Source organism: Streptomyces sp. NEAU-W12 (assembly GCF_026242095.1).
Taxonomy (GTDB): domain Bacteria; phylum Actinomycetota; class Actinomycetes; order Streptomycetales; family Streptomycetaceae; genus Streptomyces.
The window spans coordinates 78,366-103,750 of record NZ_JAPJDM010000021.1; the positions used below are offsets into that span (position 1 = coordinate 78,366).

The following is a 25,385-nucleotide window of genomic DNA, read 5'->3' on the forward strand; positions in this document are numbered from 1 at the left end:
GTTCCTTCCATGGGTGCAGGTGGATCGGGAGAGAGGCGCGCGTATGGCCGAGCCGCAGTTGGCTGTCGACGGGGACGAGCTCGGGCGGTTCATGAAGTCGCTGCGCAAGTCGGCGAGCTCGCTCCGGGGCGTACGGCAGGCGCTCGCCGACGGGACTGTCACCGGACTCGGCACGGACGATCTCGACCGTGCCTGCGAGCACTTCCAGGACGACTGGAAGCACGGGGCCGAGGAGATCGGCAAGCAGACCGAGGACCTCGCCGAGATCATCGGCAAGAGCAAGGACAGCTACCTCGAAGTCGACAAGGCGCTGGAAGCCGCGCTGAAAAAGGCTGGCAGTGGCAGAGGCGGCCGTACGTGACCGTCACCCACATCGACGACACCGGTGCGGCGCTCGATCCGAAGTCGAGGGCGGACCTCGGCAAACCACAAGGGCTCAAGTCGGCACCCCGCATCCCGTACCCCGACTATCCGCACCTGGGATTCAACCCCGTTCCGGGGGACACGGAGACCGTCCGCGGACTGCACAAAAAGCTGAGCGGGTGCGCGAAGGTGCTCGAGGACACCCACGAGCTGGTCGCCAAGCTGCTGGACGGAAGTTACTGGAAAGGTGATGCCGCCGTCGCCTTCCGCGAACAACTCGACGACGGCCCGCTGCCACTGAACCTGAAGAACGCCGCGCGGTCCATTCGCAAGGCCGCCAAGCAGCTGAACTGCTGGGAAAGCGAGCTGGACGACCTCCAGCGGCGCGCGAAGCGGCTGGAAAGCGATGCCGAAGCCGCGCGGGCTGCGGTGGACCGGGCTAAGGGGCGTGCTGCCAGGGCGGAGGACCATCCCGACCTGGAGGAGAAGAAGGGAAACGGGGACAGCTCGGCGCAGCGGGCGCTGACCCGTGCCAATGCCGATGTCGATGAGGCACAGGCGGAGCTGGACAAGGTCATCGGCAAGGCGAAGAGGCTGGCCGAGGAGCATGAGCGCCAGGCCAAGCATCGCGCGACGAAGATCCGCGACGCGACGAAGAAGCTGGCGCCGCATGAGCCGGGCATGTTCGACAAGGCCCTCGACTGGCTGACGGACAACCTGCCGGACATCCTCAGCTTCACAGCGGGGCTGATCGTCGTCGCAGCCCTCCTCCTCTCCGGTCCGCTGGGGTGGAGCCTGGCGACTGTAGCGGTGCTCATGCTTACGTCTTCGGCGGTGAGCCTGACGGCACTGGCGTTCCGACTCTCAGACGGTGAAACGTGGGAGTCCTTGAAGGACGGGTTCAGCAAGGGTGAGCTCGACGCCGATTTCTGGAGCAACTTTGTTTCGGTGGGTGCGGATTTCATGGGCGCACTGCCCGGGGTCGGAGCGGTTGGAAAGGGTGCGTACACGGGAATTCGTGCCGCGCTAGGTGGCGGTACGGCAACGACCCTGGGGCAGAAGGCCGTCCTCCTTGGAACAAATACGATGGATGAGGCGAAGGTCGTCGTGTCCTTGGATAATCAGTTGGTGGCGCGCGCAGTACGTGGCTGCACCAATCCAGGGGGTGCGGCCAAGGTCGTCGAGGGTACGTCTGGTCTGGTGGGCGTGGGGACCAGCAGCTTCGGCATCTACAACAAAACTGTGGATGCCGAAGACGACGGAGTGAAGGACGGTACCGTGGCCGGTATTGACGGTGCGCGGCTGGGTCTTGATACCGGCGGAATTTATGGTCTTGTGCGCCACATTTTCTGACGGCTTAGCGTGAAAGGGAAGCGTTTGAATCCCGCCGACTACCCTTCCGCGTGGGAGCATCCGGAAACACGTCGAGCTTGGAGGAGGCACGGACTCGTGATGGCCTTCGGGTTGATGGGTTGGCCTGTCGCTTGGTTCGGCATGCTCTATTTATTGATTGTGTTCTTGTCCCAGAGGTTCATCCCCCTGTTCTTGCTCCCTCTCTGCTACGCTTTCTACCGAGCCGCACTTCAATTTCGTCAAGTCGCCATGCTGTTTCGGATTCGATCGGTCATTCGAGAATATCCGTGGCAAATTATTCTCGGAATCCGTCGCGGAATTCGTGAACATCCTGAAGCGGAAGACAAAGGGATCTGGATCGAGCTCCCCGACCCCGCAGGTCGTTCAGATGCGGGGATCCCTCTGGTATTCGTGAAGCATCATCGGGCGTTCTGGTGGTTGCGGCGTATCGGGGGGCCGCGTACGAAGCCTGCGCTCAAGGCGCGGTTGGAGCCGCTGTGGTTTGCGGGCGATCCGCGGTTCCTCGGTGTCGTGGCCGTGTCCTCCCGGGACGGCAAGGCGCCGAGGCGTCTGCATTTCCTCTACCAACCGTCCGCCTTCGACAGGCGTGCCCCGCGCAGAAGTTGGGAGGGTGTGGAGCTGGTCGACCTTGAGCGCGCCCGTCGGGCCGGAGCGCGGTTTGTTGATGTCCCGTCCACTGCCGTCTCCGGTGTCAAGGGCGGCGAGGGGGCGGAGACTTGAGCGGGCCCACGATCGTCCTCGATGCCTCTGTCGCGGATCCCCTCGCCGAGTTGTGGTTCGTCGAGCCGGCGGGATTTCTCCCGCTTCCCCTGGACGCACTGCTTCCCGACCCGAACTCCTCGGCAGGGGACGGCTTGCGGGCCGCGGCCGCACCGCTTCTCGATGCCGCGCCCGACGAGGCGGCCCGCCGGCAGTTCATCGCAGCTTTTGCCGCCGGTCAGCAACTCCTCTCCGCTCTCCGTGAAGCAGGTACCGTGCACTGTTCCGTTGGGCTGCATCGGGATGATGTGGGTGGGGTGGAGGGGCATGGGGCCGGGGGACCGTTGTTTTCGTTGTTCACGGTTTCCTGGCGGGAGTTCGCGCCTGCGCCCCGGGGTGTCACCGCTGCCCGTGCCGTGACGGCCGGTGGCGGGCATCGGTGTGTTGAGTTCGTCGAGTTGGCCGCTGGGCCCGCCACGCTCAGCGAGTCGACCTCCACCCCCGGCAGCGGGAGCGGGCTGCCGCAGCGGCCGCTTCTCCAGGTGCACGCCCACCTTCCCCATCCGGACTGCCGGCGGCTCGCTGTCCTCACGCTCACCACCACGGCTCCGGCGCGGCGCGAGGAGTACCGGGCGATTCTGCGGGCGATCGCCGAGAGCGTCAGCTTCGAGAGCCCCGGGTAGGTACTTCGCCATGACCACACTTGGTGCCGTATTCCGGCCGCAGCTTGCTCCTGAGCGTCTTCGTGCCGTTGCCCGCAGTGCGGAGGACGCCGGGCTGGACGAGTTGTGGTTGTGGGAGGACTGTTTCCGGGAGGGCGGTATCTCCACGGCCGCCGCCGCGCTGGCCTGGACGGAGCGGGTGCGGATCGGGGTCGGGCTGCTCCCCGTGCCGTTGCGGAACGTTGCCGTCACGGCCATGGAGGCCGCCACCCTGCACCGGATGTTCCCGGGCCGGGCCGTCCTCGGTGTCGGGCACGGGGTGCAGGACTGGATGGGGCAGGTCGGGGCCCGGGTCGAGTCTCCGGTGACGCTGTTGCGGGAACATCTCGTCGCGCTGCGTGCCCTGTTGCGCGGGGAACGGCTCACCGTCGACGGGCGGTACGTCGCACTCGACGACGTCGCCCTCGACTGGCCGCCCGAGGGCGAGGTCCAGGTGCTCGCCGGGGCCACCGGGCCGCGTACCCTGCGGCTCACCGGCGAGGTCGCCGACGGCACGGTTCTCACGGCGTCCACCTCTCCCGAGGGCGTCCGGCGTGCCCGGCGCCTCATCGACGAGGGGCGTGCGGCGGCCGGGCGAGGGACCGCGGCGCACACGGTCGTCGTCTACCTCCTCACCGCCACCGGACCCGGCGCCGAGGAGCGGCTCCGCGCCGAGTTGATCGCCGAGGGCGTCGGCTCCGAGCCCGGTCTCGGAGTGGCCGGGGACGCCGGTGCCGTCGCCGAGGCGGTCCAGCGGCTGGCCGACGCCGGGGCCGACTCCGTGATCCTCCAGCCGACGGGGGACGAGCCGGACCCGGAGGGGTTCGTGCGGTTCGCCGCGGAGGAAGTGGCCCGGCGAGTGGGGGCCACCGTGTCGTGAGCCGTTGGCGGTCCGGCTGGATCGCCCGGGAAAACCGTGAGCGGATTTCGTGGCGTTCTGTGAGGATCGCGGGATGTCGTATGGGCGCCGCTCGGGCCGGTTCTCCGTCTCCTCTTTCTCCTCCTCGCGGTCTTCCTCCTCGTCCTTTGACGAGCTGGTTGCCGAAGGTGCGGCCGTCCCCACCGAGGGGTGGGACTTCTCCTGGTTCGACGGGCGGGCCACCGAGGCGCGGCCCTCCTGGGGATATGCGCGTGCACTGGCTGCGCGGCTGGGAGCGGAGCCGGGTGCGGCGGCCCGGGCCGTGCTCGATGTGCAGACCGGGGGAGGAGAGGTGCTGAGCCTCGCCCTCGACGAGGCCCGACGTGTCGCACCCGACGGCCGTCGGCCCGCGCTCGTCGTCGCCACCGAAGGCTGGGCGCCCAACGCCGTGAAAGCCGCCGGGCTGCTCCGGGCACGGGGTGGTTTCGTCGTCGTCTCCGAGGGCGCGTCCGCCCGTACGGCGTTCCCCTTCGCCGACGGGGTCTTCGATCTCGTCGTCAGCCGGCATCCCGTCGAAGCCCACTGGCGTGAGATCGCGCGCGTGCTGCGGCCCGGTGGGGGCTACTTCGCCCAGCACGTCGGGCCCGGCAGTGCCTACGAACTCGTCGAGCACTTCCTCGGGCCGCAGCCGGACGAGCAGCGCGACGCCCGCCACCCCGAACGCGAACGCAGGGAGGCCGAGGCCGCCGGGCTGGAGATCGTCGACCTGCGGGCCGAACGCCTGCGCATGGAGTTCTACGACATCGCCGCCGTCGTGCACTTCCTGCGCAAGGTGATCTGGATGGTTCCGGGCTTCACTGTCGAGGCGTACCTGCCCCAGCTGCGTGCCCTGCACGAACGAATCCTGGCCGAGGGTGCGTTCGTCGCCCACAGCAGCCGTCACCTCTTCGACCTGCGCAAGCCCTGAGGCCCACGGAAACCCGCCGAGGCAAACCGAGACCTGCTGAGGTCGGCCGAGACATCGAGACCCACCGAGACACCGAGACCCACCGGACCGGCTCACGGGCACGGTCTTCCCGCAGCGCATCCCGTGTGTCCCGTGCGTCCCGTGCGTCCGTCGGTGTCGCGCCCGACCCGCGTGGTGGAGGGGGCGCGCAATGCCCAGGGGTGTCGTGCCGTCACCCCACCGCCGACTCGTCGGTGGGTCAAGCGGGCGTTCCTCGCGGTTCACCCGTCGGAGGGACAGCCGGAAGAGTGGTCGTGGTGGGGTTCCGCTGGGGGTGTGCCGCGTCGCGCCGAACGGGATGATCCGCTATCACCCGTTTCTTCCAGGAGGAAACGTCGCATTTCGCCCCTCGGGGTGCCCGGAATGTGTGCCCCCATGGCCATCGGGGCGTCGCCAGGTGATTCCGGAGAGTAGTTGTGGCGCGCCGATGCACGCAGCATCACTCACGAAGGGTTATGGTGGAAACCCCCCCTCGGGCCGGTCCGTATCCCCCCCACGGACCGGCCCGTTTTCTTTGCCCGCGTCCGGGGCCCGGCTGCGGGCCGCCCCGCCCCGGCCCCGGGTGGTCATCGGGCAGACGCCGGACACGGGCACGGGCACGGGCACGGATACGGGTCCGCCCCGCCCCCCACCCTCGACGCCGAGACCCCTGGCGCTGACACCCTCACCGCTGGGGCCCCCGGCGTTGAGGCCCCCCGCCTCCGCAGGGGTAGGCTTCGCCTCCGGGGGCTGCCATTGGGAGACGGAGTCCGCCCGCGGCCGAGTACCGGGCCGCATGCCGCGGACCGCGGCGGGTGCCGCCCCTGTCCGATCCGTACGGAGGGGCTGACGATCACGTGAACCTGCGTGACAAGCTGCGCGGCCTGCTGGTCAGGCTGTACGCACGCCGGGTGGAAGGCCACCTGGACCACGATCAGGTGCCGAAGCACATCGGCGTCATCATGGATGGCAACCGCCGTTGGGCGAAGGCCTCGGGTTCCAGCACCGTCCACGGCCACCGGGCCGGTGCGGACAAGATCGGTGAGTTCCTCGGCTGGTGCACCGAGACGGACGTCGAGGTCGTCACCCTCTGGCTGCTGTCGACGGACAACTTCGACCGGCCGGAGGAAGAACTCGTCCCGCTGCTCGGCATCATCGAGGACGTCGTCCGCAGCCTCGCGGCCGACGGCCGCTGGCGGGTGCACCACGTCGGCAACCCCGACCTGCTGCCGGCCGGGATGCAGGCCAGCCTCAAGGAGGCAGAGTCGGCCACCGCGCAGGTCGACGGAATAGTGGTCAACGTCGCCATCGGCTACGGCGGTCGCCAGGAGATCGCCGACGCGGTGCGCTCCATGATTCTCGACGCCCATGAGAGGGGCACCTCGATGGAGGCGCTCGCCGAGGACGTCGACGTCGACATGATCGGACGTCACCTCTACACCCGGGCCCAGCCCGACCCGGACCTCGTCATCCGTACGAGCGGCGAGCAGCGGTTGTCCGGATTCATGCTGTGGCAGACCGCCCATTCGGAGTACTACTTCTGCGAGGTCTTCTGGCCGGCCTTCCGCAAGGTCGACTTCCTGCGCGCGATGCGCGACTACGCGGCCCGCCACCGGCGTTTCGGCGGCTGAGGCCCCCACTCCCGCCGCCCCGTCACCACCCCGCTCCCGGACGGGGAGCGCTGGGAGGACCGGACGTAACGGGGAGTTCATCGGGGCGCCGCCCGGAGATCGGGCATGGCGGCGATGGTTCGAGGGCATGACTCAGACAGGTCGACACCCGAATCACGGGTGTCGGATCTCAGCGGGCGGCCCGGGGCCGTCCGCCCGGGAGGCCCTTTGCACCAGCCCGACCGTGCGGTCACGGCACGGACGAAGCAGCGGGGGGCCGGTTCTCGGCCCGTGCATCGGCGCCGTCAACCGGTCCAGCTCCGCTCCGTCGCTCCCCGACCTCTTCCGAGGGGGTACGTCCTTCCGTGGTGACCAGCACAAAGCGCCACAAGCCCGACCGGCGCACCTATGTCATCGACACCAGCGTCCTGCTGGCCGATCCCAACGCCCTGAGCCGCTTCGACGAGCACGAGGTCGTGCTTCCCGTCGTCGTGGTGACGGAATTGGAGGCCAAGCGGCACCATCCCGAACTCGGCTACTTCGCCCGGCAGGCCCTGCGCCTGCTCGACGACTTCCGGGTGCGGTACGGCCGCCTCGATGCTCCCCTCCCTATCGGGGATCTCGGCGGAACCCTGCGTGTCGAGCTCAACCACTCGGACCCCGGCCTGCTGCCCAGCGGCTACCGGCTGGGGGACAACGACACCCGCATCCTCGCGGTCGCCCGCAATCTGCAGGCCGAGGGGTTCGACGTCACCGTCGTGTCGAAGGACCTCCCGCTCAGGATCAAGGCGTCCTCCGTGGGACTCCTCGCCGAGGAGTACCGCGCCGAGCTCGCCCTCACGGACGCCTCCGGCTGGACCGGAATGTCCGAACTGACCCTGCCCGGCGAGCAGGTGGACGTCCTCTTCGAGGAGGGCCGGGTCCATGTGCCCGAGGCGGCCGACCTGCCCGTGCACACGGGGCTGACCATCCAGTCGGAGCGCGGCAAGGCCCTCGGCCGGGTCACCCCCGAGGGCGGCGTCCGACTGGTGCGCGGCGACCGGGAGGCGTTCGGCATCAAGGGCCGCAGTGCCGAGCAGCGGATCGCGCTCGACCTGCTGCTCGACCCCGACGTGGGAATCCTGTCCCTCGGTGGGCGGGCCGGCACCGGAAAGTCGGCGCTGGCGCTGTGCGCCGGTCTGGAGGCGGTGCTCGAGCGCCGCCAGCACCAGAAGGTGATGGTCTTCCGCCCGCTGTACGCGGTGGGCGGGCAGGAGCTCGGCTATCTCCCCGGCAGCGAGGCCGAGAAGATGAGCCCCTGGGCGCAGGCCGTCTTCGACACGCTGTCTGCGGTCACCAGCCGCGAGGTCATCGAGGAGGTCACCGCGCGCGGCATGCTGGAGGTCCTGCCGCTCACGCACATCCGGGGCCGTTCGCTGCACGACGCGTTCGTGATCGTGGACGAGGCCCAGTCGCTGGAACGGAACGTCCTGCTGACCGTCCTGTCCCGGATCGGCGCCAATTCGCGGGTCGTCCTGACCCACGACGTCGCCCAGCGGGACAACCTCAGGGTGGGCCGGTACGACGGTGTGGTCGCCGTCGTCGAGAAACTGAAGGGCCATCCGCTCTTCGCCCACGTCACCCTGAACCGGTCCGAGAGGTCCCAGATCGCCGCGCTCGTGACCGAAATGCTGGAGGACGGGCACATCTGAGCGGTCTGAGCGGTATGGGTGGTATGGCGGTCCGGGTGATCCGAACCGTCTGCCCGGTCCGATGAGTTGACGCCGTCCGGAAAGGCGAAGAGCCTAACCGGGCGGCGTCGGCGTGCGTGCGGCTTTCCGCTGATCGCCCGGGTCAAACGGGGTGTGAGCTTTCACACTCACGATGGAATTGCCTCCCGGCTCCGTATTACGGCAGAGTCTCATTCCTGTCAGGCCCCGCATACGACACAGCCCTGCCCCCAGCGGTAGGGCGCCACATGAGCACCAGCATCAACTCCATAGCGTCGTCGTATGCCGCCCGAGCACCACGCGGCGCTCCCGTTCGGGAGTTGCCCACCGGGCCCGTGCCTCCCGTGACCCGAGTTGGGGAGGCCAGTGCCAGGGGCACGATTGCGTCCGCGAGGGTCACCGAAGCGGTCGATGCTGGAAGGAAACCGTGTGAGCCGGATTTCGGTCCGGGGATTCGCAGTGGCTTCGGCCACCGCGGTCACCGCTGTCGGAAGTGTCGTCGGTGTTGCGTCGGGCAGTGTGGCGCAGACCAATAATGACGCCGAGGCGACGGCGGCCGGCACCACGCTGCTCGCGGACATCCCCGCGGGCCAGCAGGTCGAGGTGCAGACCGCGTCCCTGACGCAGCAGGCCGAAACCATGGCCATCGCCGCGGACACGAGCGCCAAGAAGGACGCGGAGGAAGCGGCCCGCAAGGCAGCCGCCGAGACCGCGATCGCCAAGAAGCAGGAAGCCGCCGAGAAGGCGGCCAAGGCGGCCAAGGCGGAGCAGGAAGCCAAGGAGCGCGAGGAGGCCGAGGAGGCCGCCAGCCGTTCCAAGACGGCCTCCGCGTCCGCCGCCGACTTCGCGGTCCAGAGCTCGTACAGCGTCGCCGAGGTCCAGGCGATGGCCCGGCAGATGATTCCGGCCGACCAGTTCCAGTGCTTCAGCAACATCGTGGACCACGAGTCCACCTGGAACTACAAGGCCGTCAACCCCTCCTCCGGCGCCTACGGTCTCGTCCAGGCGCTGCCGGGAACCAAGATGGCCTCCGCCGGCGCCGACTGGCAGACCAACCCGGCGACCCAGATCAAGTGGGGCCTCAACTACATGAACGACCGCTACGGAAGCCCCTGCGGCGCCTGGTCGTTCTGGCAGGCCAACAACTGGTACTAGAGCCCCGCCGGTACCAGCCCCGCTCGACCACGGCAGAGCCCCGCACCGTCCTACGGTGCGGGGCTTTCGCCATGTACGGTCTGATCGGTGGCCCCAGGGGCAGTGGGGAGTGATGGGGAGAACCGGGGGAAGAGGACGCATCATGTCGCACGTGCCAGGATGGCTCGGCCGGATCGGAGCCGGACTGACCGAGGTGAGCAGGCGGTTGGAGGAACGCCGCGCCGAGATGGAACGGGAGAACCGGGCGAGCCCCGAACCCGACGCCACGCCCGGATCGGCCGCCCCCTCCGAGGCCTCCACCACCCCCGCCGAACCCGCCGAACCCGCCGACCGGGCACCCGGGTCGCCGGACGACCACGGCCCCGCGGCGGCTCCCACCCTTGTCCTTCCCTCCCGTCCCGATCCCGCGCACGCCGTGCCCTGGGGCGTGCGGGTCGCCGCCGAGGCCGGGTGGCGCCTGCTGGTGCTCGCGGGGACGGTCTGGGTGCTCATGCGGGTCATCGGCGCCGTCCAGCTCGTGGTGCTGGCCTTCGCCTCCGCGCTGCTGATCACGGCACTGCTCCAGCCGACGGTGGCCCGGCTGCGGAGGATCGGGCTGCCGCGCGGACCGGCCACGGCGCTGACCGCGCTGTTCGGGTTCGTCGTCATCGGCCTCATAGGGTGGTTCGTGACCTGGCAGGTCATGGAGAACATCGACACCCTCTCCGACCAGATCCAGGACGGCATCGACGAGCTGCGCAACTGGCTGCTCAACAGCCCCTTCCACGTCACCGACCGCCAGATCAACGACATCGCCAAGAACCTGCGCGAGGCGGTCGGCGCCAACACCGAGCAGATCACCTCGGCGGGCCTGGAAGGCGTGACGGTCGTCGTCGAGGCGCTCACCGGCATCCTGCTCGCGGTCTTCTCGACGCTGTTCCTGCTCTACGACGGCAAGCGCATCTGGGAGTGGACGCTGAAGCTGGTGCCCGCCGCCGCCCGTCCGGGCGTCGCCGGCGCCGGACCGGCCGCGTGGCGGACGCTGACGGCGTATGTGCGCGGCACGGTGATAGTGGCACTGATCGACGCGATCTTCATCGGCCTCGGCATCTACATCCTGGACGTGCCGATGGCGGTGCCGCTCGCCGTCTTCATCTTCCTGTTCGCCTTCATCCCGCTCGTCGGCGCGGTGGTCTCGGGCGCGCTGGCGGTCGTCGTCGGCCTGGTCACCCAGGGCGTGTTCACGGCCGTCATGACGCTGGTGGTGGTCCTGGCGGTGCAGCAGATCGAGGGCCACATCCTCCAGCCGTTCATCCTCGGCCGCGCGGTCCGCGTCCACCCGCTCGCGGTGGTCCTGGCGGTCGCCACCGGAGGCATGGTGGCGGGGATCGGCGGTGCGGTGGTCGCCGTACCACTGGTCGCGGTGACCAACACCGTCGTGGTCTACCTCCGCGCGTACGCCCAGGAGCCGGTCGCGCGACTCGCCCCGAAGCCCCGGGGGGCCACGGCGGCGTCGGCGGCCGTGAACCACCCCGTGCCGCCGGCCCCGCCGGCGTCACCCGCCGGGCCGAAGCCGCCGGAGGACGGCAGGGACACGCAAGTGGAGGACGGGCGGGAGTAGGCAGCCGCTCCGTCCCCGACCGCCGCCGGTGGGGCCGGTGCGCGCGGAGTCACTTACCGAGGCTCCCAGGATCTCCGGGGCTCCCGGTGTCCCCGGTGCTTCCGGTGCCCTCGCTGCTCCCAGTGCCCCCGAGGCTCCCGGTCTCCCCAGTGCCCTCGCTGCTCTCGGTGTCCCCGAGGCTCCTGGTGTCCCCGAGGCTCCTGGTGGTCCCGAGGCTCCTGGTGGTCCCGGTGGTCCCGAGACTCCCGGTGGTTCCGGTGTCCCCGAGGCCCTCGAGGTCCGCGAGGGTCGACTCCGCCTCCAGGGTGGTGGCGACGGCCTGGATCACCGCGGCGATCCTGAGGGCCTCCTGGACGACCTCGCGTTCGACGCCCGCCCCGCGCAGGGCCGATTCGTGCGCGTCGAGGCACAGCCCGCAGCCGTTGACCGCGGAGACCGCGAACGCCCAGAACTCGAAGTCGGTCCGGTCGACGCCCGGGTCGGCGAGGACGTTCATCCGCAGGCCCGCGCGCAGGGTGCCGTACTCCTCGTCCGAGAGCAGATGGCGGGTCCGGAAGAAGACGTTGTTCAGGGCCATCACCGAAGCGGTGGTCTTCGCCGCCCGGTACGCCTCGGGCGACAGCACCGCCCTCGCCTCCGGTGCCAGCTCGCGCAGCACGACGGCCGAGCGTGAGGCGATCGCCGTCGACAGCACCGTCCCCCACAGCCGTTGGAGCGGCAGGTCCGAGGCGCCGATGACCGAGTCCAGGTTGCGCCTCAGGTCCCGGGCGTAGTCGGGGAGACGGGACTTGAGGGACTCGACGGACGCGAACGACATGGGGAACGCTCCTGGTGGAGGGGTGGGTCGAACGCGGTCCATGCTGCCAGGACCGGGCTGCCAGGACCGGGCGGCCGGTCCTGGCAGCATGGACCAGGCATCCCGTGCCGCCCGGGACCGGCCGCCACCGCCCCGGTCACTCCGTGCGCAGGCCGTCCGGCCGCATCATGCGCAGGAGGGGCGGCATGCTCAGCAACGTCACCACCACGACGACACCCGCACCGACACCCGTCATCTGCAACAGGCTCACCCAGTCCATCCGTACCGGTGCCGACGTCATCCGCAGCAGGACGGCGCCCAGCGTGCCCCCCACCGCCGAGGCCAGCAGCAGCCCCAGACCGATCGGCACGGCCGTCTGCCACAGCACGGACAGGCTCAGCGTGCGCCTGCGGGTGCCGAAGGCGACCAGCGCCGACAGCAGCTTGCGGCGTTCGCGCAGCTGCTCCAGCTGCGAGACCAGCAGACTCGCCCCGATCAACGCCAGGACGCAGGTCGCGCCGACGAACAGGCCGGTGCGGATCGAGTCATAGCTCCCGGAACGCTCGGTGGCGTTCCACCTGATCACGTCCGTCAGCGGATGGATCGCGGCGGCCGTGTTCCGCACGTGCTCCATGGCGTACGGCACCGAGTCGTCGATCCCGAGGTAGAACTGACCGGAGAGCGTGCCGGTCATCCCCGCCGTCATCGCGCCCGGCGTCAGCAGGAAGCCGCCGCTCTCATTGCCCACCGGGTCCGGAATCGACCGGGCCTGCTTGACCCCCGCGGGAACCGTCCAGGTGACGCTCTCGCCGTAGCCGGAGGGGGCCGAGGGATCGGGTACCTCGAGGTAGAGGTCCCGGCCCGGTTCGTTCAGCGTCGAGGTGCCGGTGTCGTACTCGGCGCCGGACACCGCGAACACGTCGCCGTCCCGGCACGAGGGGAGATCCGCCACCGTGCGCAGGGTCGCGCAGTCGGCGACGGTCAGTGCGGTGCTGCTCTCCGGCTCCTGCTGCCAGGGCTTGTCGGCGAGGTAGCCGTGGGACAGCGCGTAGACCTTGTTCACCCCCTTGGTGTCCGCCAGCTTCGCGGCGGCGGGGGCGAGTTCCTGGCCGTCCGGCAACTCCACCTGCACCTGGGCCAGCGACACGTCGAACCCGGTGTCCTTGGTGTAGTCGCCCTCGACGCCGGCGAACAGCATCTGGAGCGCGATCGCGCCGGCCACCGCCACCGCGATCCCGTTGACCATCCGGGCCGCCGCGCCGCTGCTGAGCTGAAGCCGGCGCACCGCCAGCTGCCACGACAGGCTGCCCTTGCCGAGCCGGGAGACGACCGTCTCCACGATCCATGGCAGCAGCGCGGTGATCCCGATGAGCAGCAGCAGGACACCGCCGGCGACCAGGTACTCGTTGAATTCCCCGTTCTCGCGGCCCTGCCCGACCATCGGGTAGAGCATCGCGATGCCGACCAGCGGCAGCAGCAGCCGCCACCACAGCCGGCGCCGGGGCGGACGCACCGTACGGACCACGCCCAGCGGTTCGATGACGACCCCGCGCAGGGTGAGCAGCGTCACCAGCACCGCGGCCGCCGGGACCGCTGTCGCGACCAGCAGGGCCAGCAGCGGCGAAGGGTTCAGGTAACCGGGGAAGACGCTGATTCCGAAGATCTCGACGGAGGCGGCCAGCTGGCGGCCGATCAGGAAGAACCCCGTGCCGAGGACCAGGCCGAGCAGCGCTCCGGCGAGCGCCTCGCCCCCCGCGATCCGCCGGGTGCTCGCCGCGTCGGAGCCGACCAGCCGCAGTGCCGCCAGCCGGCGGTCGCGCCGCTCGCCGCCGAACCGTACGGCCGTGGCGATGAACACGGCGACCGGCGTCAGCAGCACCACGAAGACGACCAGGATCAGCAGCGTGAGCACCGGGTCGTTCTCTTCTTCGGACACCTGCCCGGGAGGCGGGCCGAAATCGTCCAGGCGCACCGTCGACGTGCTGCTGATCAGGTCCGCGAGCCCCGTGGCGCCCGTGTAATAGGCGAGCTCCTGCGAGCCGATGAGCCCCTGCTCCCCGATCGTCCCCACGACGTCGTACGGCAGCCGCTCGCGCAGCAGCCCGGTGCCGTCCGACGCGAGGAGGTCCTTCAGGGCGGGGGAGACCACCATCTCACCGGCCGCCGGGAACCCGCCCAGGCCCGGCGGCAGCGGGGCATCCGGGCCTTCCGGTTCCATCATCCGGCCGCGGATGTGCCGGTCCCGGAAACCGGTGTCGGTCCGCGCGACGACCAGGGTGTCGTCGGCCTTCGGGATGACCTCGCTGGGGAAGGGCCAGTCCAGGCGCGCCTCCTCCCGCCGGTCCCGCTCCGCCAGCACACCGGGCAGCGCGGAGCAGAGCAGCAGCAGCGCCACGCCGAGACCGACACCGACGCCGGTGAGCAGCGCCCTGACCCATCCCTCGCGCCCGCCGGCCAGGGCGAAGCGGACACCCATGCCCAGGTCCCGGACCACCCTCCGCGCCTTCGACTCCCCCCGGACTGCGGAGGCGGGTGCGGAGGGGGCCTTGGGGGCGGTGCGGGCGCGCTCCTTGGTCCCGCTCATACGGCGTGCTCCATGTCCCGGGACTTCCCGTCGCGTACGACGACCTCGCGGTCGGAGTACGCGGCCACCCGCGCCTCGTGCGTGACCAGGACGACGGCGGCGTTGGTGGACCGGGCGGCGTCGGTGAGCAGTTCCATCACGCGCTCGCCGTTGAGCGAGTCCAGGGCGCCGGTCGGCTCGTCGGCGAACAGCACCCGCGGGCCGGTGACCAGCGACCGGGCCACGGCGACCCGCTGCCCCTGGCCGCCGGAGACCTCGCCGGGCCGCTTCGCGCGGACGTCGTCGACCTCCAGCCGCTCGAGCCAGACCAGGGCGGCCCGCTCGGCCTCCTTGCGGGGTGTGCCGTTCAGTCGCATCGGCAGCGCGACGTTCTCCACGCAGGTCAGCTCCGGCACGAGCTGCCCGAACTGGAACACGAAGCCGAACTCCGAGCGCCTGAGTCTGGAGCGCTCGGAGTCGTTCATCGCGGTCAGTTCGCGCCCGCCGTACGTGATCGAGCCGGAGTCGGGCGTGACGATCCCGGCGAGGCAGTGCAGCAGGGTCGACTTGCCCGACCCGGAGGGGCCCATCACGGCCACGACCTCACCGGGGTGGATGGAGAACGCGGCCCCGTCGAGCGCGGGGGTCGGCCCGTACGCCTTGCGCAGGTCCTGGGCGGTGAGCAGGGATCCGGCGGGGATCGTCATCGGGAGACCGCCTCACGGAGTTTGTCGAGGCGCGCGGCGGTGAGCTCCAGCCAGCGCAGGTCGGCCTCGAGGTGGAACAGGGCGTGGTCGCAGATGAGCTGGTCGGCCAGGTCGCCCCGGCGCTTGCGCTCGGTGAGGGCGCGCATGCCGCGCAGGTGCTCGGAGCGCTGGGTGTCGAGGATGTCGGCGGCGTCGCGGCTGGTGAGCAGCGCGAGGACGACCTTGGTGTAGAGCGTCGACTGGAGGTACGGCTCCGGCTTCTCCGGCGTGGCGAGCCAGCAGGCGACGTCGGTGACGCCTGCCTCGGTGATCGCGTACCGCTTGCGCTCGGGGCCGTCGCCGGCCTCGATGCCGTCGACTTCGACGAGTCCGTTCTTCAGCAGGCGGGACATCGTCGAGTAGACCTGGCCGTAGTGCAGGGGCCGGTCCTGACCGAACTTCGCGTCGAAGGCCCGCTTCAGGTCGTAACCATGGCGCGGGCCGGACTCCAGGAGTCCGAGGAGTGTGTGACCGATGGACATGGCGAGCACTCTACACAGTGTGTATACGTGCCGTGTATACGTCGCGTGTGTACACCGGGGGCAGCGGTGCCGAGGCCCAGGTGGGGGCCGGTTGTCACGGCTCTGTCACCGGCGTGGGGGAAGGGCTAGGGCTGAGGGGTGCCGAGGGGTCCGGGACGGATGGCGGCCGGGGCCTGGGGCGAGGAGCCTGGGGGAGACCGGAAGCGGGAGCCGGAGGGAGGAAAGGCCGGAGGCGGCGAGGACCGGGGTCCGGAGAGGGTGGGTCGGAGGGATTGGTTGTCGGGGCCCGGGGTGGGTTGCCGGGTTCGGGGTGCTCGGGTTGGCGGGGCTTGGCCGGGTCCTCGGGTGGTGGGTGTGCGGGCCGCGTCTGCCCGGGTGGTGGGGCGGGGCCTGAGGGTCGGAGAGGGGGGCGGAGGGGTCGATCGTCGGAGCCCGGGGTGGGTCACCGGGCCCGGGAGGTTCGGGTCAGCGGGGTCCGGAGGGGCCCTCGGGCTGCTGCAGGGGCGGCGGCTGTGCGGACGGCTGCTCGGGCGGCGGCTGTGCGGGCGCGGTCGGCGGCTGGACGGGTGGGCGCCCCCGGCGGGGCAGGGGGCCTGCCCCGCCGGGCAGCCGGCCCGCCTCCGTGAGCGCCCGCCGCAGCAGGAACTCGATCTGCGCGTTCGCCGAGCGCAGCTCGTCGTTCGCCCACCGCGCCAGCGCCTCGTACACCAGCGGGTCCAGCCGCAGCAGCACCTGCTTGCGCTGCTGCTGCGGCCTGCGCCGAGGGGTCTGGCCCCCGGGGGAGTCGGAGGGGGCGGTCACTGGTAGAGGGACCCGGTGTTGAGGACCGGCTGGGCCGCACGGTCACCGCACAGGACCACCATCAGGTTGGACACCATCGCGGCCTTGCGCTCGGAGTCCAGCTCGACGATGTCCTGCTCGGCGATCCGGGCCAGCGCCGTCTCGACCATGCCCACGGCGCCCTCCACGATCAGCTGCCGGGCCGCGACGACCGCGCCCGCCTGCTGCCGCTGGAGCATCGCCGAGGCGATCTCGGGGGCGTAGGCGAGGTGGGTGAAGCGGGACTCGATGATCTCGACGCCGGCCGCGTCCACGCGTGCGCGCAGCTCGACCGCGAGCTTCTCGGTGATCTCCTCGGCGTTGCCGCGCAGCGAGAGGCCGTCCTCCTCGTGGGCGTCGTACGGGTACTCGATGGCGATGTGCCGGACGGCTGCCTCGGTCTGGGTGGAGACGAACTCGATGTAGTCGTCCACCTCGAAGGTGGCCTGCGCGGTGTCCGCCACCCGCCACACCACGACCGAGGCCAGCTCGATCGGGTTGCCGTAGGCGTCGTTCACCTTGAGGACCGCGGTCTCGTGGTTGCGGACCCGGGTCGAGATCTTGACGCGCGAGGTGAGGGGGTTCACCCAGCGCAGGCCGTCCTGGCGGATCGTGCCCCGGTAGCGTCCGAAGAGCTGGACCACCCGGGCCTCGCCCGGCGCCACCATGTTCAGTCCGCACATGGCGAGGAACGCGGCGAGGGCGATCAGGACGCCGAAGACGATCAGCAGGGCCTTTCCGGCAGTCGTGGTGACCGCCGTGGCGCCGACGACCATCCCGATGCCGAGCAGCAGTCCGACCAGGCCGAGTGTCAGGGCGAGCCCGCCGCCGATGCTGTGCGCCACCGTCTCCCGCACGCGCGGGGTCGGCATCTCGGGGACGTCGGCCGCGGCCGGTGCGGCCGGTGCCGCTGTCTGGGTGTCGTGTGTGGGCATGGGTGATCCCCCGTGTCTCGGGGCGCCGCGGCGCGACCTGGGTGCCGCTGGCGCCTGTCTATCTAAGTGATATCACTTTAACGCCTCGCGGCAACCGTGAACAGGTTTCGCACGTCGGTTCTGGTGAGGCGGGAGGAGGTTCCGGTGGGGAGGGTGCTGATTGTCACGCCCGTAAAGGCCGGATCGGTCGATGTTTGTCATAGCTTCCGGTGTTAGCTTGCGGAGTTGACCTGAGCGGCGAACCCGTGTGCTTCGTCGGCACACACGAACGAAGCGGAGCAGAGCGGACCCATGGGACGAGCGGAAGAACGACGCGCGCGACAGCGCGGTGGGCACCGTGCGGCATCCGAGGGCCGTTCGTCGGGCGGGAACGGCCCGGGCCGGATACGCCGCCTCTTCACCTGGAAGAAGATCCTCGGCACGGCCTTCGGCCTCTGCCTGCTCGGCATGGGCGCCTTCATCGTGCTGTACATGGTGATCGACATCCCCGAGGGGAACGCCGACGCCCAGCAGCAGAGCAACGTCTACAAGTACAGCGACGGCTCGGTCATGGCCCGCGACGGCGAGGTCAACCGCGAGGTCGTCGACCTGGCGCAGGTCCCCAAGCCGGTCCGGCGGGCGTTCGTCGCCGCCGAGAACAAGACGTTCTACCAGGACGCCGGCGTCGACCTCAAGGGCACCGCGCGCGGTCTGCTCAACACCGTGGCCGGCAAGGGCGCGCAGGGTGGTTCGACGATCACCCAGCAGTACGTGAAGAACTACTACCTGACCCAGGAGCAGACGGTCTCGCGCAAGCTCCAGGAGCTCGTCATCTCCCTGAAGCTGGACCGGGAGAAGTCCAAGGACCACATCCTCGCCGGCTACATGAACACCAGCTACTACGGCCGCGGCGCCTACGGTGTCCAGGCCGCCGCCCAGGCCTACTACCGGGTCGACGCCGAGGACCTGACCGTCGAGCAGGGCGCCTACCTCGCCGCGCTGCTCCAGGCGCCGAGCCAGTACGACTGGGCGGTGGCCTCGGACGCCGGCAAGAAGCTCGTCAAGAACCGCTGGAACTACGTCCTGGACAACATGGTCGAGGAGAAGTGGCTGGACGCCGCCGAGCGGTCCGGCATGGAGTTCCCGGTGCCCAAGGACCCCAAGGGCAATCCGGGCCGGGCCGGTCAGGTCGGCTACCTGGTGAACGAGGCCAACGCCGCGCTGAAGCGCCGGCTGGTCGACCAGGGCACCGCCGCGGACGCCAAGGAGGCCGACGCCCTGGTCGACCTCGGCGGCTGGACCATCACCCTCAACATCGACAAGAAGAATCAGAAGGCGCTGGAGGAGGCGGTCCAGACCCAGCTCACCGGCGAACTGGACGCCGGGGAGCGCGAGGTCGACGCCGACGTCCAGGCCGGCGCCGTCTCCGTGGACCCGAAGACCGGCGCGGTCGTGGCGATGTACGGCGGCGTGGACTACCTCAAGCACTTCACGAACAACGCGACCCGCTCCGACTACCAGCCCGCCTCCACCTTCAAGCCGGTCATCCTGGCCGCCGCCGTCGAGGAGGAGGCCGAGACGCAGGACGGCCGGCCGATCGCGGCCGGCACCGTCTACGACGGCACCAGCAAGCGCCCCGTCGAGGACGACGGCACGAAGGTCGGCTTCGCCCCGGAGAACGAGGACGACAAGGACTACGGCGACATCACCGTCCAGACGGCCATGAACAGGTCCGTCAACTCCGTCTTCGCGCAGATGGGCGTCGACGTCGGCATGGAGAAGGTGATGGAGACCGCGGGCAGGCTCGGCATGGACGTCGAGGACCTGGAGGCGGTGCCCGCCCAGACCCTGGGCTCCATGGGCGCGAGCCCGCTGGACATGGCCGCCGTCTACGCCACCCTCGACAACCACGGCAAGCGCACCACCCCGACGCTCATCAAGTCGGCGGAGCACCTCAACCGCACCGTCACCATCCCGGACGCCGTCGGCGAGCAGGCCATCAGCCGCGAGGCCGCCGACACGGTGACCTCGGTCCTGACCGGCGTGGTCGACGACGGCACCGCGCAGGCCTCGGTCCGGGACAACCCGCTGCGCGACGGCCAGCCGGTCGCCGGCAAGACGGGCACCTCCGACAACAACAAGTCGGCCTGGTTCGCCGGCTACACCCCCGACCTGGTCACCACGGTCGGCCTGTTCGGCGAGGACGACAAGGCCCCGCACCCGCAGGTCGAGATGTACGGGGCGGGCGGCCAGGACCGGGTCAACGGAGGCGGCTTCCCGGCACAGATCTGGGCCGCGTACACCTTCGGCGTGATGGAGGAGACCAGCAGGTTCGACCTGGAGACCGACCAGGGAGCGGCCGTCGCCCCGCCCCCGTCCTCGTCGGCGCCCGCGTCACCGTCCCAGTCGCCCACCGAGGAACCGACGACCGAGGAACCGACCACGCAGGCTCCGACCACCGAGGAACCGACGACCGAGGAGCCGACGACCGAGCCCCCGGCCGAGGAGCCGACGACCACACCACCGTCGTCGCCGTCCTTCACCCCGCCCACCGACGAGATCCCGCCCGACCCGGACGAGACGCCGGACGGCGAGGAGCAGCAGTAGGCGGGGAGACCCACGAGGTGGGGGCATCCGGTGTTGTCACCGGGTGCCCCCACCTCGTTCGTGCGGTTCGGCGTGCCTGCCGTGCTTCAGCCGCCGTGCTTCAGCCGGTGTGGCTCAGTTCGAACCACACCACCTTGCCGGTGCTCAGCCGGGTCGCGCCCCGGCGGCGGGCCAGGCGACCAGGTAGAGGTCGCGGCCGCCCTCGTCCGTGGCGCGTGCCTGCAGGTCCTTCAGCAGGAAGGCCGGACGGAGCACGTCGTGTCCGGCGCTCACCACGACCAGGGTCTCCGACGCGGGATCCGCTGTTGACCAGACACTCCCGGAGGGCGACAGAGACGAACGATTCACGGTTCCGCTACTCGAGCGGCAGGCTGGAGATCGTGAAAGGCAGGGTCTCCGGGGGAAGGCCGGCCGCCCAGCGGTTGTACTGGCTGTTGACGACGAGAAGGCGGTCGTGGTCGGTGATGGCCGCGCCGGCGGGATGGTGGAAGCCCCGCGGTGGGACAAGAGGGTTGAGGAAGTGGCCGCGTGTGAGGTCGTCGTTCATCTCGATGACGGCGACCTGCGGCTCGGTGTCAGGATCGGCGTACAGGTTTCCCTGCGTCACATGGAGGCGGCCGTCCCTCCACACCAGGGCGTCGCCGTTGGGAAGAGCGCGGCCGCCGAGGTCGACCTCGGTGGTCTGGCCGGTGAAGCGGTCGATACGCCACAGTTTTCCGGTGTTGCTCTGCACGGTGAGCAGGTAACGGGCGCCGACCGCCGCGATGCCGTTGAGGTTGTGCTGTCCGTCGATCCAGTCGATGCCCGAGGCGTCGACGTCGAGCCAGCGTTCCAGCTTCCACCGGCCGCCCTCGTCCTCGGTCAGACGGTAGAGGACCGGCTTGAAGGAGTCGGTGACATAGGCGGTGCCGTCCACGGCCACTGTGACCTCGTTGACGAAACCACCCTCCGCGCCGTGCAGCGTGGTCAGCAGGGCGCCGGTCGCGGTGTCGTAGACGCGCAGCGTGCCCGTGCTGCCGCCGTTGACGTAGAGCCGTCCCTCGCCGTCGACGGTCATGCCGGCGGTGAAGGAGCGTCCGTCCTGCCCGCTGGGCGACCAGACCCGTACGGTGGGCTTGCGCACGTGTCCCCGGTAGAGGGTGCCGTCCTGGGCGCTGCCCACGTAGAAGTACCCGCTGCGCGGTTCGTAGGCCACGCCGGTCGGGAAGGCCCTCGCCCCCGGGATCGTATAACGGTCGGGGAGTGGTGCGGAGGTGGAGGCGGTGGCGGGCGTGAGGGCGAGCGCGGTGAATGCTGCCAGGGCGGACGCGAGCAGACGCATGGAGGACCTCGGCGGAGTCGATGGAGCGGATGGTCCTGTCCATCCTGGGCGGCTGGCTGACCGGTTCCCTCCCCCCAGTCTCACCGGGGACACGGCGAACCTGGGTACGCCCAGACCCACTCACCGGCCTACGCCTTGGCCATGACGCGCAGTGCCTCCTCCTCGGGCGAGCCCGGAGCGGCTGTGTAGACGAGGAGGCTCAGCTCGGGGTCCTGGGGAAAGTGGGTGATCTCGTAGGAGAGGGTGAGCGGGCCGGCCTCGGGGTGGTCGATGCGTTTGAGACCGTGGGACTTGGTGCGCACGGTGTGCTGCCGCCAGTGACGCCGGAACTCCTCGCTGCCCTGGTTGAGTTCCTCGACCAGCCGCCACAGTTCGGGGTCCTCGGGGAAGCGGCCCGCCGCGATACGAAGATGGCCCACTGCCTCACGGGCGACCATCTCACGGTCCGGGTAGCGGCGGCCGATCTCGTCGTTCAGCAGATGGAGCCGGCACAGGTTGCGCTCGGCCGGAGGCAGTGCGGCGAAGTCGGTGATGAGGGCGCACACGGGCCGGTTCCAGGCCATCACGTCCATCCGGCGGCCCATGGCGAGCGCCGGAGCGGTGATCCAGTCCAGCAGCCGACGCACTCCGGGGCGTGCTGCCCCGCCGTTGGCCTGCCCGGGGTCCGGGTCCGACTTCCGGGGCCGCGCCAGCCGGAAGAGATGGGCGCGCTCGTCCTCATCCAACCTCAATGCGGCAGCCACCGCCCCGAGCACGGCGTCCGACACGCTGCGGTTGCGGCCCTGCTCCAGGCGTACGTAGTAGTCGATGCTCACCCCCGCCAGATGCGCCAGCTCCTCACGGCGCAGCCCCGGCACGCGCCGCAGGCCCGAGCCGGAGGCGAAACCGACGTCCTCGGGTCGGATCCTGGCCCGCCGTGAACGTAAGAAGTCCCCCAACTCGCTGCGTGAATGCATTAGTTCATTGTCGCATTCCTGGGTTTCATTGTCCCTGGGTACGGCCGGCCCCAGGCGTGACGGGGCACAGGCACGCCACCCGCGGCCGGGTGAGCATGGACGCAGGGTGACCGGTACGGGGGAGAGGGCGGACGTATGCGCACGGGGAAACGTCACATCGCAGCGGTGGTCACGGCAGCAGTGGCACTGCTGTGCCCGGCGGCACCGAGCGCGGTCGGCGGGGAAGGCTCACCGCCCGATCCCGCGCCGGGCGGCCCTCAACGCCCGTACGAACCAGACGTGCCCGGCCGTCGTCACCTCGATGCCCTCAGCGCCATGATCGTCCCGGATGGTGGTACCACGCACGGTGTGCGCGTGGCCTTCGACCGCACCGGCCGGGCAGAGCCGGCCGGGGCACGCCGCTTCGTGTTCCTCTTCGACGCCTCGCTCCGCTTCCGGCCCGAAGCCTTCCCCACCTGCTCCCGTACGACGATCGAACAGCGTGGAGTGCACGCCTGTCCCCAGGGTTCCCAGGTCGGCCGGGGCACCAGCCACCTCTACCCGGACGGCACGGCCGAGGTGCGCGCCTTCGACACCCGCCACCCGGGCGGGGCGCGCGGTGCCCCGGTGGTCGTCCCCGCCAGTGGCACGATCCTGGAGCTGGCCTGGGAACGGGTCACTCCCCCCTACCGCCGGGCGGGCCACCGATGGGCCCTTGACGAAATCTTGCCCCCCACGACCACTCCGCCCGGCCGGGCTCTCGGCGGCGGTGCCGGCTCAGGCGCCCACCCACTCGAACCCTCGCGGAAGCGTGCCGCCGAACGCATGGCACGACAGCAGTCCTGAGCAGCCGGACGGCGGACGCTGGCGGACACCGCACCGGGCCGGCCCCCGCACAGTGCGGGGACCGGCCCGTGCCGTTCTCTTGTTCAGCCGGTGTGGTTCAGCTCGAACCACACCACCTTGCCGGTGCTCAGCCGGGTCGCGCCCCAGCGGCGGGCCAGGCGGTTGACCAGGTAGAGGCCGCGGCCGCCCTCGTCCGTGGCGCGTGCCTGCCGCAGCCGCGGGAGCTGGGGCACGTCGTCACCGACCTCGCAGCGCAGGACGTCCGTACGCAGCAGCCGCAGGGTGACCGGGCGGGAGGCGTACCGGACCGCGTTGGTGACCACCTCGCTGACCAGCAGCTCCACCGAGTCGCTCAGGTCCTCCATGCCCCACCGGGACAGCGCCCGGCGGGCCAGCCGGCGGGCCCGGCCGGGAGCGGCGTCCTCCGGCTCGAGGAACCAGTACGCCACGTCGTTCGGCGCGATCCCGTCGAAGCGGGCGGCGAGCAGCGCGATGTCGTCGTCCCGGTCGCCCGGACCGAGCATGTCGAGCACCTCGTCGCACAGCGCCTCCAGCGGCGGCGGGTGGTCCGGGCCGGTCAGCTGCGCGGTCGCGGCGAGCTTGTCGCGCAGCTGGTCGATGCCGGTCCACACGTCCCGCAGCCGGGACTCGACCAGGCCGTCCGTGTAGAGCAGCAGCGTCGCCCCGGCGGGCGCGTCCAGCTCGACCGCCTCGAAGTCCACGCCGCCGACGCCGATCGGGGCGCCCGCGGGCACCCGCAGCACCTCGGCCCGCCCGCCGAGGGGCAGCAGAATGGGCGGCGGATGACCGGCGTTGGCGATGGTGATGCGGTGCGCGACCGGGTCGTACACCGCGTACAGACAGGTCGCCATGCGGTCCGCGCCGAGCCGCTGCGCCTGCTCGTCGAGGTGGTGCAGCACCTCCTGCGGCGGCAGGTCGAGACCGGCCAGGGTCTGCGCGGTGGTGCGCAGCTGGCCCATGATCGCGGCGGAGGTCATGGAGTGCCCCATGACGTCGCCGACGACCAGCGCGACCCTGCTGCCGGGCAGCGGGATGGCGTCGTACCAGTCACCGCCCACGCGCGCGGTCTCGGCGGCCGGCAGATAGCGGGAGGCCAGCCGCACGCCGGTGCAGCGCGGCAGGTTCTCCGGCAGCATGGTCCGCTGCAACTCGTCCGCGATGTACGCCTCCCGCCCGTACAGCACCGCCTTGTCGATGCCGAGGGCGCTGTGCGTGGCGAGCTGGGCGGCGACCAGCAGGTCGTCGGCCTCGAAGGCGATGCGCTCGGGGCCGCGCAGGAACAGGGCCGCGCCGATCACCCGGCGCCGGCCGCGCAGCGGCGCGAGGATCGCCCGCTGACCACCGGGGACGGCCGATTCCGCACCCTCACCCAGGAGTTCGGGCAGCGCGGCGCGTGCGGCGGGCGCGTCGGTGAACACCGGCCGTACGCCGCGCAGCACTTCGGCGAGCGCGCTGCCGGGCCGCACCGTGCACCGCTCCGAGCCGATGGAGTCCAGTTCCGAGGGTGCGGGCGTGGCGGCCGGCACGAATCCGCCCTCGGTGTCGCGCTCGGCCGGGATCCGGTCGCTGCGCCGCAGCCGCAGCACCAGCGGGCCGGTGGGCCGCTCGTCACCGACCGGCAGCGGCTCGCGCAGATAGACCAGGATGGTGTCGGCGAAGGTGGGCACGGTGGCCCGGCACAGACCCATCACGATCTCTTCGAGGTCGATGCCGCGGGCGATCCGCCGGGTCGCGGCGCCGACGAACCTCAGCCGGTCCCCGTCCCGCCGCATCGGCGTGGGCTTCCCGGGCGGGGTCGCCTGACCGGTACGCCGCTCGGAGCCGTCGGGGGCGGGTACGGAGCGGTCCGGGGACGCCTGCTCCGGGGAGGCACCGTCGGGTGCCGAAGGGGCCGCTGACGGGTGGTCCGCTGTCAGGTGGTCCGATGCCGGGTGGTCGTGCACGTCGGGTTTCTGTCCTCCGGCCGGCTGGAGCGGGATGGCCTCGGGCGCGGGCCGAGGCCGGTGGGTGTCGGGTTCGGATTCCTGCCCGGCCTGCGGCTGGGAGTGCTCGGTGCCGGGCCCGGCCGTACCCGCCGCCGGGGGCGGTGATGACGACGGTGCCGAGCCGGGGCCGTGTGCCGGGGCCGAGGCGGGCGGGAACGCCCCGCGGGCGTCCGCGGGGGTGACGCCCGGTTCCGGGCGCTCGTAGGAGGTCGGCTGCTCCGTCACGCGTGTCGAGTCCATCCGTCCGGGGCCACGGCCCGTTTCTCACGTTCCCGCCTGCCCCGTGAACGTGAGG

Annotated in this window: 21 protein-coding genes and 1 pseudogene; 12 read left to right on the plus strand and 10 right to left on the minus strand. The window is 70.8% G+C overall.

What is annotated here, in order from left to right; translation table 11 throughout:
- The first annotated feature begins 43 nt into the window (after positions 1–43).
- From ORI94_RS25055 to ORI94_RS25100, 10 genes are all read left to right on the plus strand, one after another.
- Positions 44–361, plus strand: a complete 318-nt coding sequence (locus ORI94_RS25055; protein ID WP_266079571.1) for a hypothetical protein — start codon at positions 44–46, stop codon at positions 359–361.
- A complete protein-coding gene (locus ORI94_RS25060; RefSeq protein ID WP_266079573.1) occupies positions 358–1,716 on the plus strand; it encodes a hypothetical protein in 1,359 nt (452 codons plus the stop codon). Before ORI94_RS25055 ends, ORI94_RS25060 begins: the two co-directional genes overlap by 4 nt.
- Before the next feature lie 96 nt (positions 1,717–1,812).
- Entirely contained in the window at positions 1,813–2,457 is a 645-nt protein-coding gene (locus tag ORI94_RS25065; RefSeq protein WP_416237893.1) for a hypothetical protein, read from the plus strand.
- Complete coding sequence (locus ORI94_RS25070) at positions 2,454–3,119, plus strand: hypothetical protein (RefSeq protein ID WP_266079575.1); 666 nt, start codon at positions 2,454–2,456, stop codon at positions 3,117–3,119. The genes ORI94_RS25065 and ORI94_RS25070 overlap by 4 nt, the downstream gene beginning before the upstream one ends.
- 10 nt (positions 3,120–3,129) lie before the next feature.
- A complete protein-coding gene (locus tag ORI94_RS25075; RefSeq protein WP_266079577.1) occupies positions 3,130–4,017 on the plus strand; it encodes an LLM class flavin-dependent oxidoreductase in 888 nt (295 codons plus the stop codon).
- A gap of 73 nt (positions 4,018–4,090) precedes the next feature.
- Positions 4,091–4,963: a methyltransferase domain-containing protein gene (locus tag ORI94_RS25080; protein WP_266079579.1), complete on the plus strand. Its 873-nt coding sequence runs from the start codon at positions 4,091–4,093 to the stop codon at positions 4,961–4,963.
- Between the two features lie 875 nt (positions 4,964–5,838).
- Positions 5,839–6,612: an isoprenyl transferase gene (locus tag ORI94_RS25085; RefSeq protein ID WP_266079581.1), complete on the plus strand. Its 774-nt coding sequence runs from the start codon at positions 5,839–5,841 to the stop codon at positions 6,610–6,612.
- A 344-nt stretch (positions 6,613–6,956) separates the two neighbouring features.
- Positions 6,957–8,282, plus strand: coding sequence for a PhoH family protein (locus ORI94_RS25090; RefSeq protein ID WP_266079583.1), 1,326 nt, complete (start codon positions 6,957–6,959; stop codon positions 8,280–8,282).
- A 447-nt stretch (positions 8,283–8,729) separates the two neighbouring features.
- A complete protein-coding gene (locus tag ORI94_RS25095; RefSeq protein WP_416237894.1) occupies positions 8,730–9,455 on the plus strand; it encodes a transglycosylase SLT domain-containing protein in 726 nt (241 codons plus the stop codon).
- Positions 9,456–9,597: 142 nt separating this feature from the next.
- The gene (locus ORI94_RS25100; RefSeq protein ID WP_266079587.1) at positions 9,598–11,055 is read left to right on the plus strand and encodes an AI-2E family transporter; all 1,458 of its coding nucleotides are present in this window, start codon (positions 9,598–9,600) and stop codon (positions 11,053–11,055) included.
- Between the two features lie 277 nt (positions 11,056–11,332).
- Here the strand turns inward: ORI94_RS25100 and ORI94_RS25105 are convergent.
- The 6 genes and pseudogenes from ORI94_RS25105 to ORI94_RS25130 form a co-directional block, all read right to left on the minus strand.
- Positions 11,333–11,872: pseudogene (locus ORI94_RS25105) on the minus strand (alkyl hydroperoxide reductase); the annotation flags it as partial.
- Between the two features lie 136 nt (positions 11,873–12,008).
- Positions 12,009–14,327: an ABC transporter permease gene (locus ORI94_RS25110; protein WP_266079706.1), complete on the minus strand. Its 2,319-nt coding sequence runs from the start codon at positions 14,325–14,327 to the stop codon at positions 12,009–12,011.
- Positions 14,328–14,431: 104 nt separating this feature from the next.
- Complete coding sequence (locus ORI94_RS25115; RefSeq protein WP_042175639.1) at positions 14,432–15,121, minus strand: ABC transporter ATP-binding protein; 690 nt, start codon at positions 15,119–15,121, stop codon at positions 14,432–14,434.
- Complete coding sequence (locus ORI94_RS25120; protein WP_266079590.1) at positions 15,118–15,642, minus strand: PadR family transcriptional regulator; 525 nt, start codon at positions 15,640–15,642, stop codon at positions 15,118–15,120. Before ORI94_RS25120 ends, ORI94_RS25115 begins: the two co-directional genes overlap by 4 nt.
- A 465-nt stretch (positions 15,643–16,107) precedes the next feature.
- Positions 16,108–16,443, minus strand: coding sequence for a hypothetical protein (locus tag ORI94_RS25125; protein WP_266079592.1), 336 nt, complete (start codon positions 16,441–16,443; stop codon positions 16,108–16,110).
- On the minus strand, positions 16,440–17,396 hold the full coding sequence (locus ORI94_RS25130; RefSeq protein WP_266079594.1) for an SPFH domain-containing protein: 957 nt from the start codon (positions 17,394–17,396) through the stop codon (positions 16,440–16,442). The genes ORI94_RS25125 and ORI94_RS25130 overlap by 4 nt, the downstream gene beginning before the upstream one ends.
- Before the next feature lie 291 nt (positions 17,397–17,687).
- On the opposite strand from ORI94_RS25130, the gene ORI94_RS25135 reads away from it, so the two are divergent.
- Positions 17,688–19,982, plus strand: coding sequence for a transglycosylase domain-containing protein (locus tag ORI94_RS25135; RefSeq protein WP_266079596.1), 2,295 nt, complete (start codon positions 17,688–17,690; stop codon positions 19,980–19,982).
- 144 nt (positions 19,983–20,126) lie between these two features.
- Here ORI94_RS25135 and ORI94_RS25140 read toward each other — a convergent pair whose 3' ends face one another.
- The 3 genes from ORI94_RS25140 to ORI94_RS25150 all read right to left on the minus strand — a co-directional run bounded on the left by ORI94_RS25140 (position 20,127) and on the right by ORI94_RS25150 (position 22,259).
- The gene (locus tag ORI94_RS25140; protein ID WP_266079709.1) at positions 20,127–20,255 is read right to left on the minus strand and encodes a hypothetical protein; all 129 of its coding nucleotides are present in this window, start codon (positions 20,253–20,255) and stop codon (positions 20,127–20,129) included.
- 82 nt (positions 20,256–20,337) lie between these two features.
- On the minus strand, positions 20,338–21,303 hold the full coding sequence (locus tag ORI94_RS25145) for an SMP-30/gluconolactonase/LRE family protein (RefSeq protein WP_266079598.1): 966 nt from the start codon (positions 21,301–21,303) through the stop codon (positions 20,338–20,340).
- Between the two features lie 128 nt (positions 21,304–21,431).
- Entirely contained in the window at positions 21,432–22,259 is an 828-nt protein-coding gene (locus ORI94_RS25150) for a helix-turn-helix transcriptional regulator (protein ID WP_266079599.1), read from the minus strand.
- Between the two features lie 315 nt (positions 22,260–22,574).
- On the opposite strand from ORI94_RS25150, the gene ORI94_RS25155 reads away from it, so the two are divergent.
- Positions 22,575–23,084, plus strand: coding sequence for a hypothetical protein (locus tag ORI94_RS25155; RefSeq protein ID WP_266079601.1), 510 nt, complete (start codon positions 22,575–22,577; stop codon positions 23,082–23,084).
- A gap of 83 nt (positions 23,085–23,167) precedes the next feature.
- On the opposite strand, the gene ORI94_RS25160 is transcribed toward ORI94_RS25155, so the two are convergent.
- On the minus strand, positions 23,168–25,330 hold the full coding sequence (locus ORI94_RS25160) for a SpoIIE family protein phosphatase (protein WP_266079602.1): 2,163 nt from the start codon (positions 25,328–25,330) through the stop codon (positions 23,168–23,170).
- Between the last annotated feature and the right edge of the window lie 55 nt (positions 25,331–25,385).

Coding starts and splice junctions, on each gene's coding strand:
- ORI94_RS25055 (WP_266079571.1), top strand. CDS start 44: ATGGCCGAGCCGCAGTTGGCTGTCGACGGGGACGAGCTCGGGCGGTTC.
- ORI94_RS25075 (WP_266079577.1), top strand. CDS start 3,130: ATGACCACACTTGGTGCCGTATTCCGGCCGCAGCTTGCTCCTGAGCGT.
- ORI94_RS25080 (WP_266079579.1), top strand. CDS start 4,091: ATGTCGTATGGGCGCCGCTCGGGCCGGTTCTCCGTCTCCTCTTTCTCC.
- ORI94_RS25100 (WP_266079587.1), top strand. CDS start 9,598: ATGTCGCACGTGCCAGGATGGCTCGGCCGGATCGGAGCCGGACTGACC.
- ORI94_RS25110 (WP_266079706.1), bottom strand. CDS start 14,327: ATGGGTGTCCGCTTCGCCCTGGCCGGCGGGCGCGAGGGATGGGTCAGG.
- ORI94_RS25115 (WP_042175639.1), bottom strand. CDS start 15,121: ATGACGATCCCCGCCGGATCCCTGCTCACCGCCCAGGACCTGCGCAAG.
- ORI94_RS25120 (WP_266079590.1), bottom strand. CDS start 15,642: ATGTCCATCGGTCACACACTCCTCGGACTCCTGGAGTCCGGCCCGCGC.
- ORI94_RS25130 (WP_266079594.1), bottom strand. CDS start 17,396: ATGCCCACACACGACACCCAGACAGCGGCACCGGCCGCACCGGCCGCG.
- ORI94_RS25135 (WP_266079596.1), top strand. CDS start 17,688: ATGGGACGAGCGGAAGAACGACGCGCGCGACAGCGCGGTGGGCACCGT.
- ORI94_RS25145 (WP_266079598.1), bottom strand. CDS start 21,303: ATGCGTCTGCTCGCGTCCGCCCTGGCAGCATTCACCGCGCTCGCCCTC.
- ORI94_RS25150 (WP_266079599.1), bottom strand. CDS start 22,259: ATGCATTCACGCAGCGAGTTGGGGGACTTCTTACGTTCACGGCGGGCC.
- ORI94_RS25155 (WP_266079601.1), top strand. CDS start 22,575: ATGATCGTCCCGGATGGTGGTACCACGCACGGTGTGCGCGTGGCCTTC.
- ORI94_RS25160 (WP_266079602.1), bottom strand. CDS start 25,330: ATGGACTCGACACGCGTGACGGAGCAGCCGACCTCCTACGAGCGCCCG.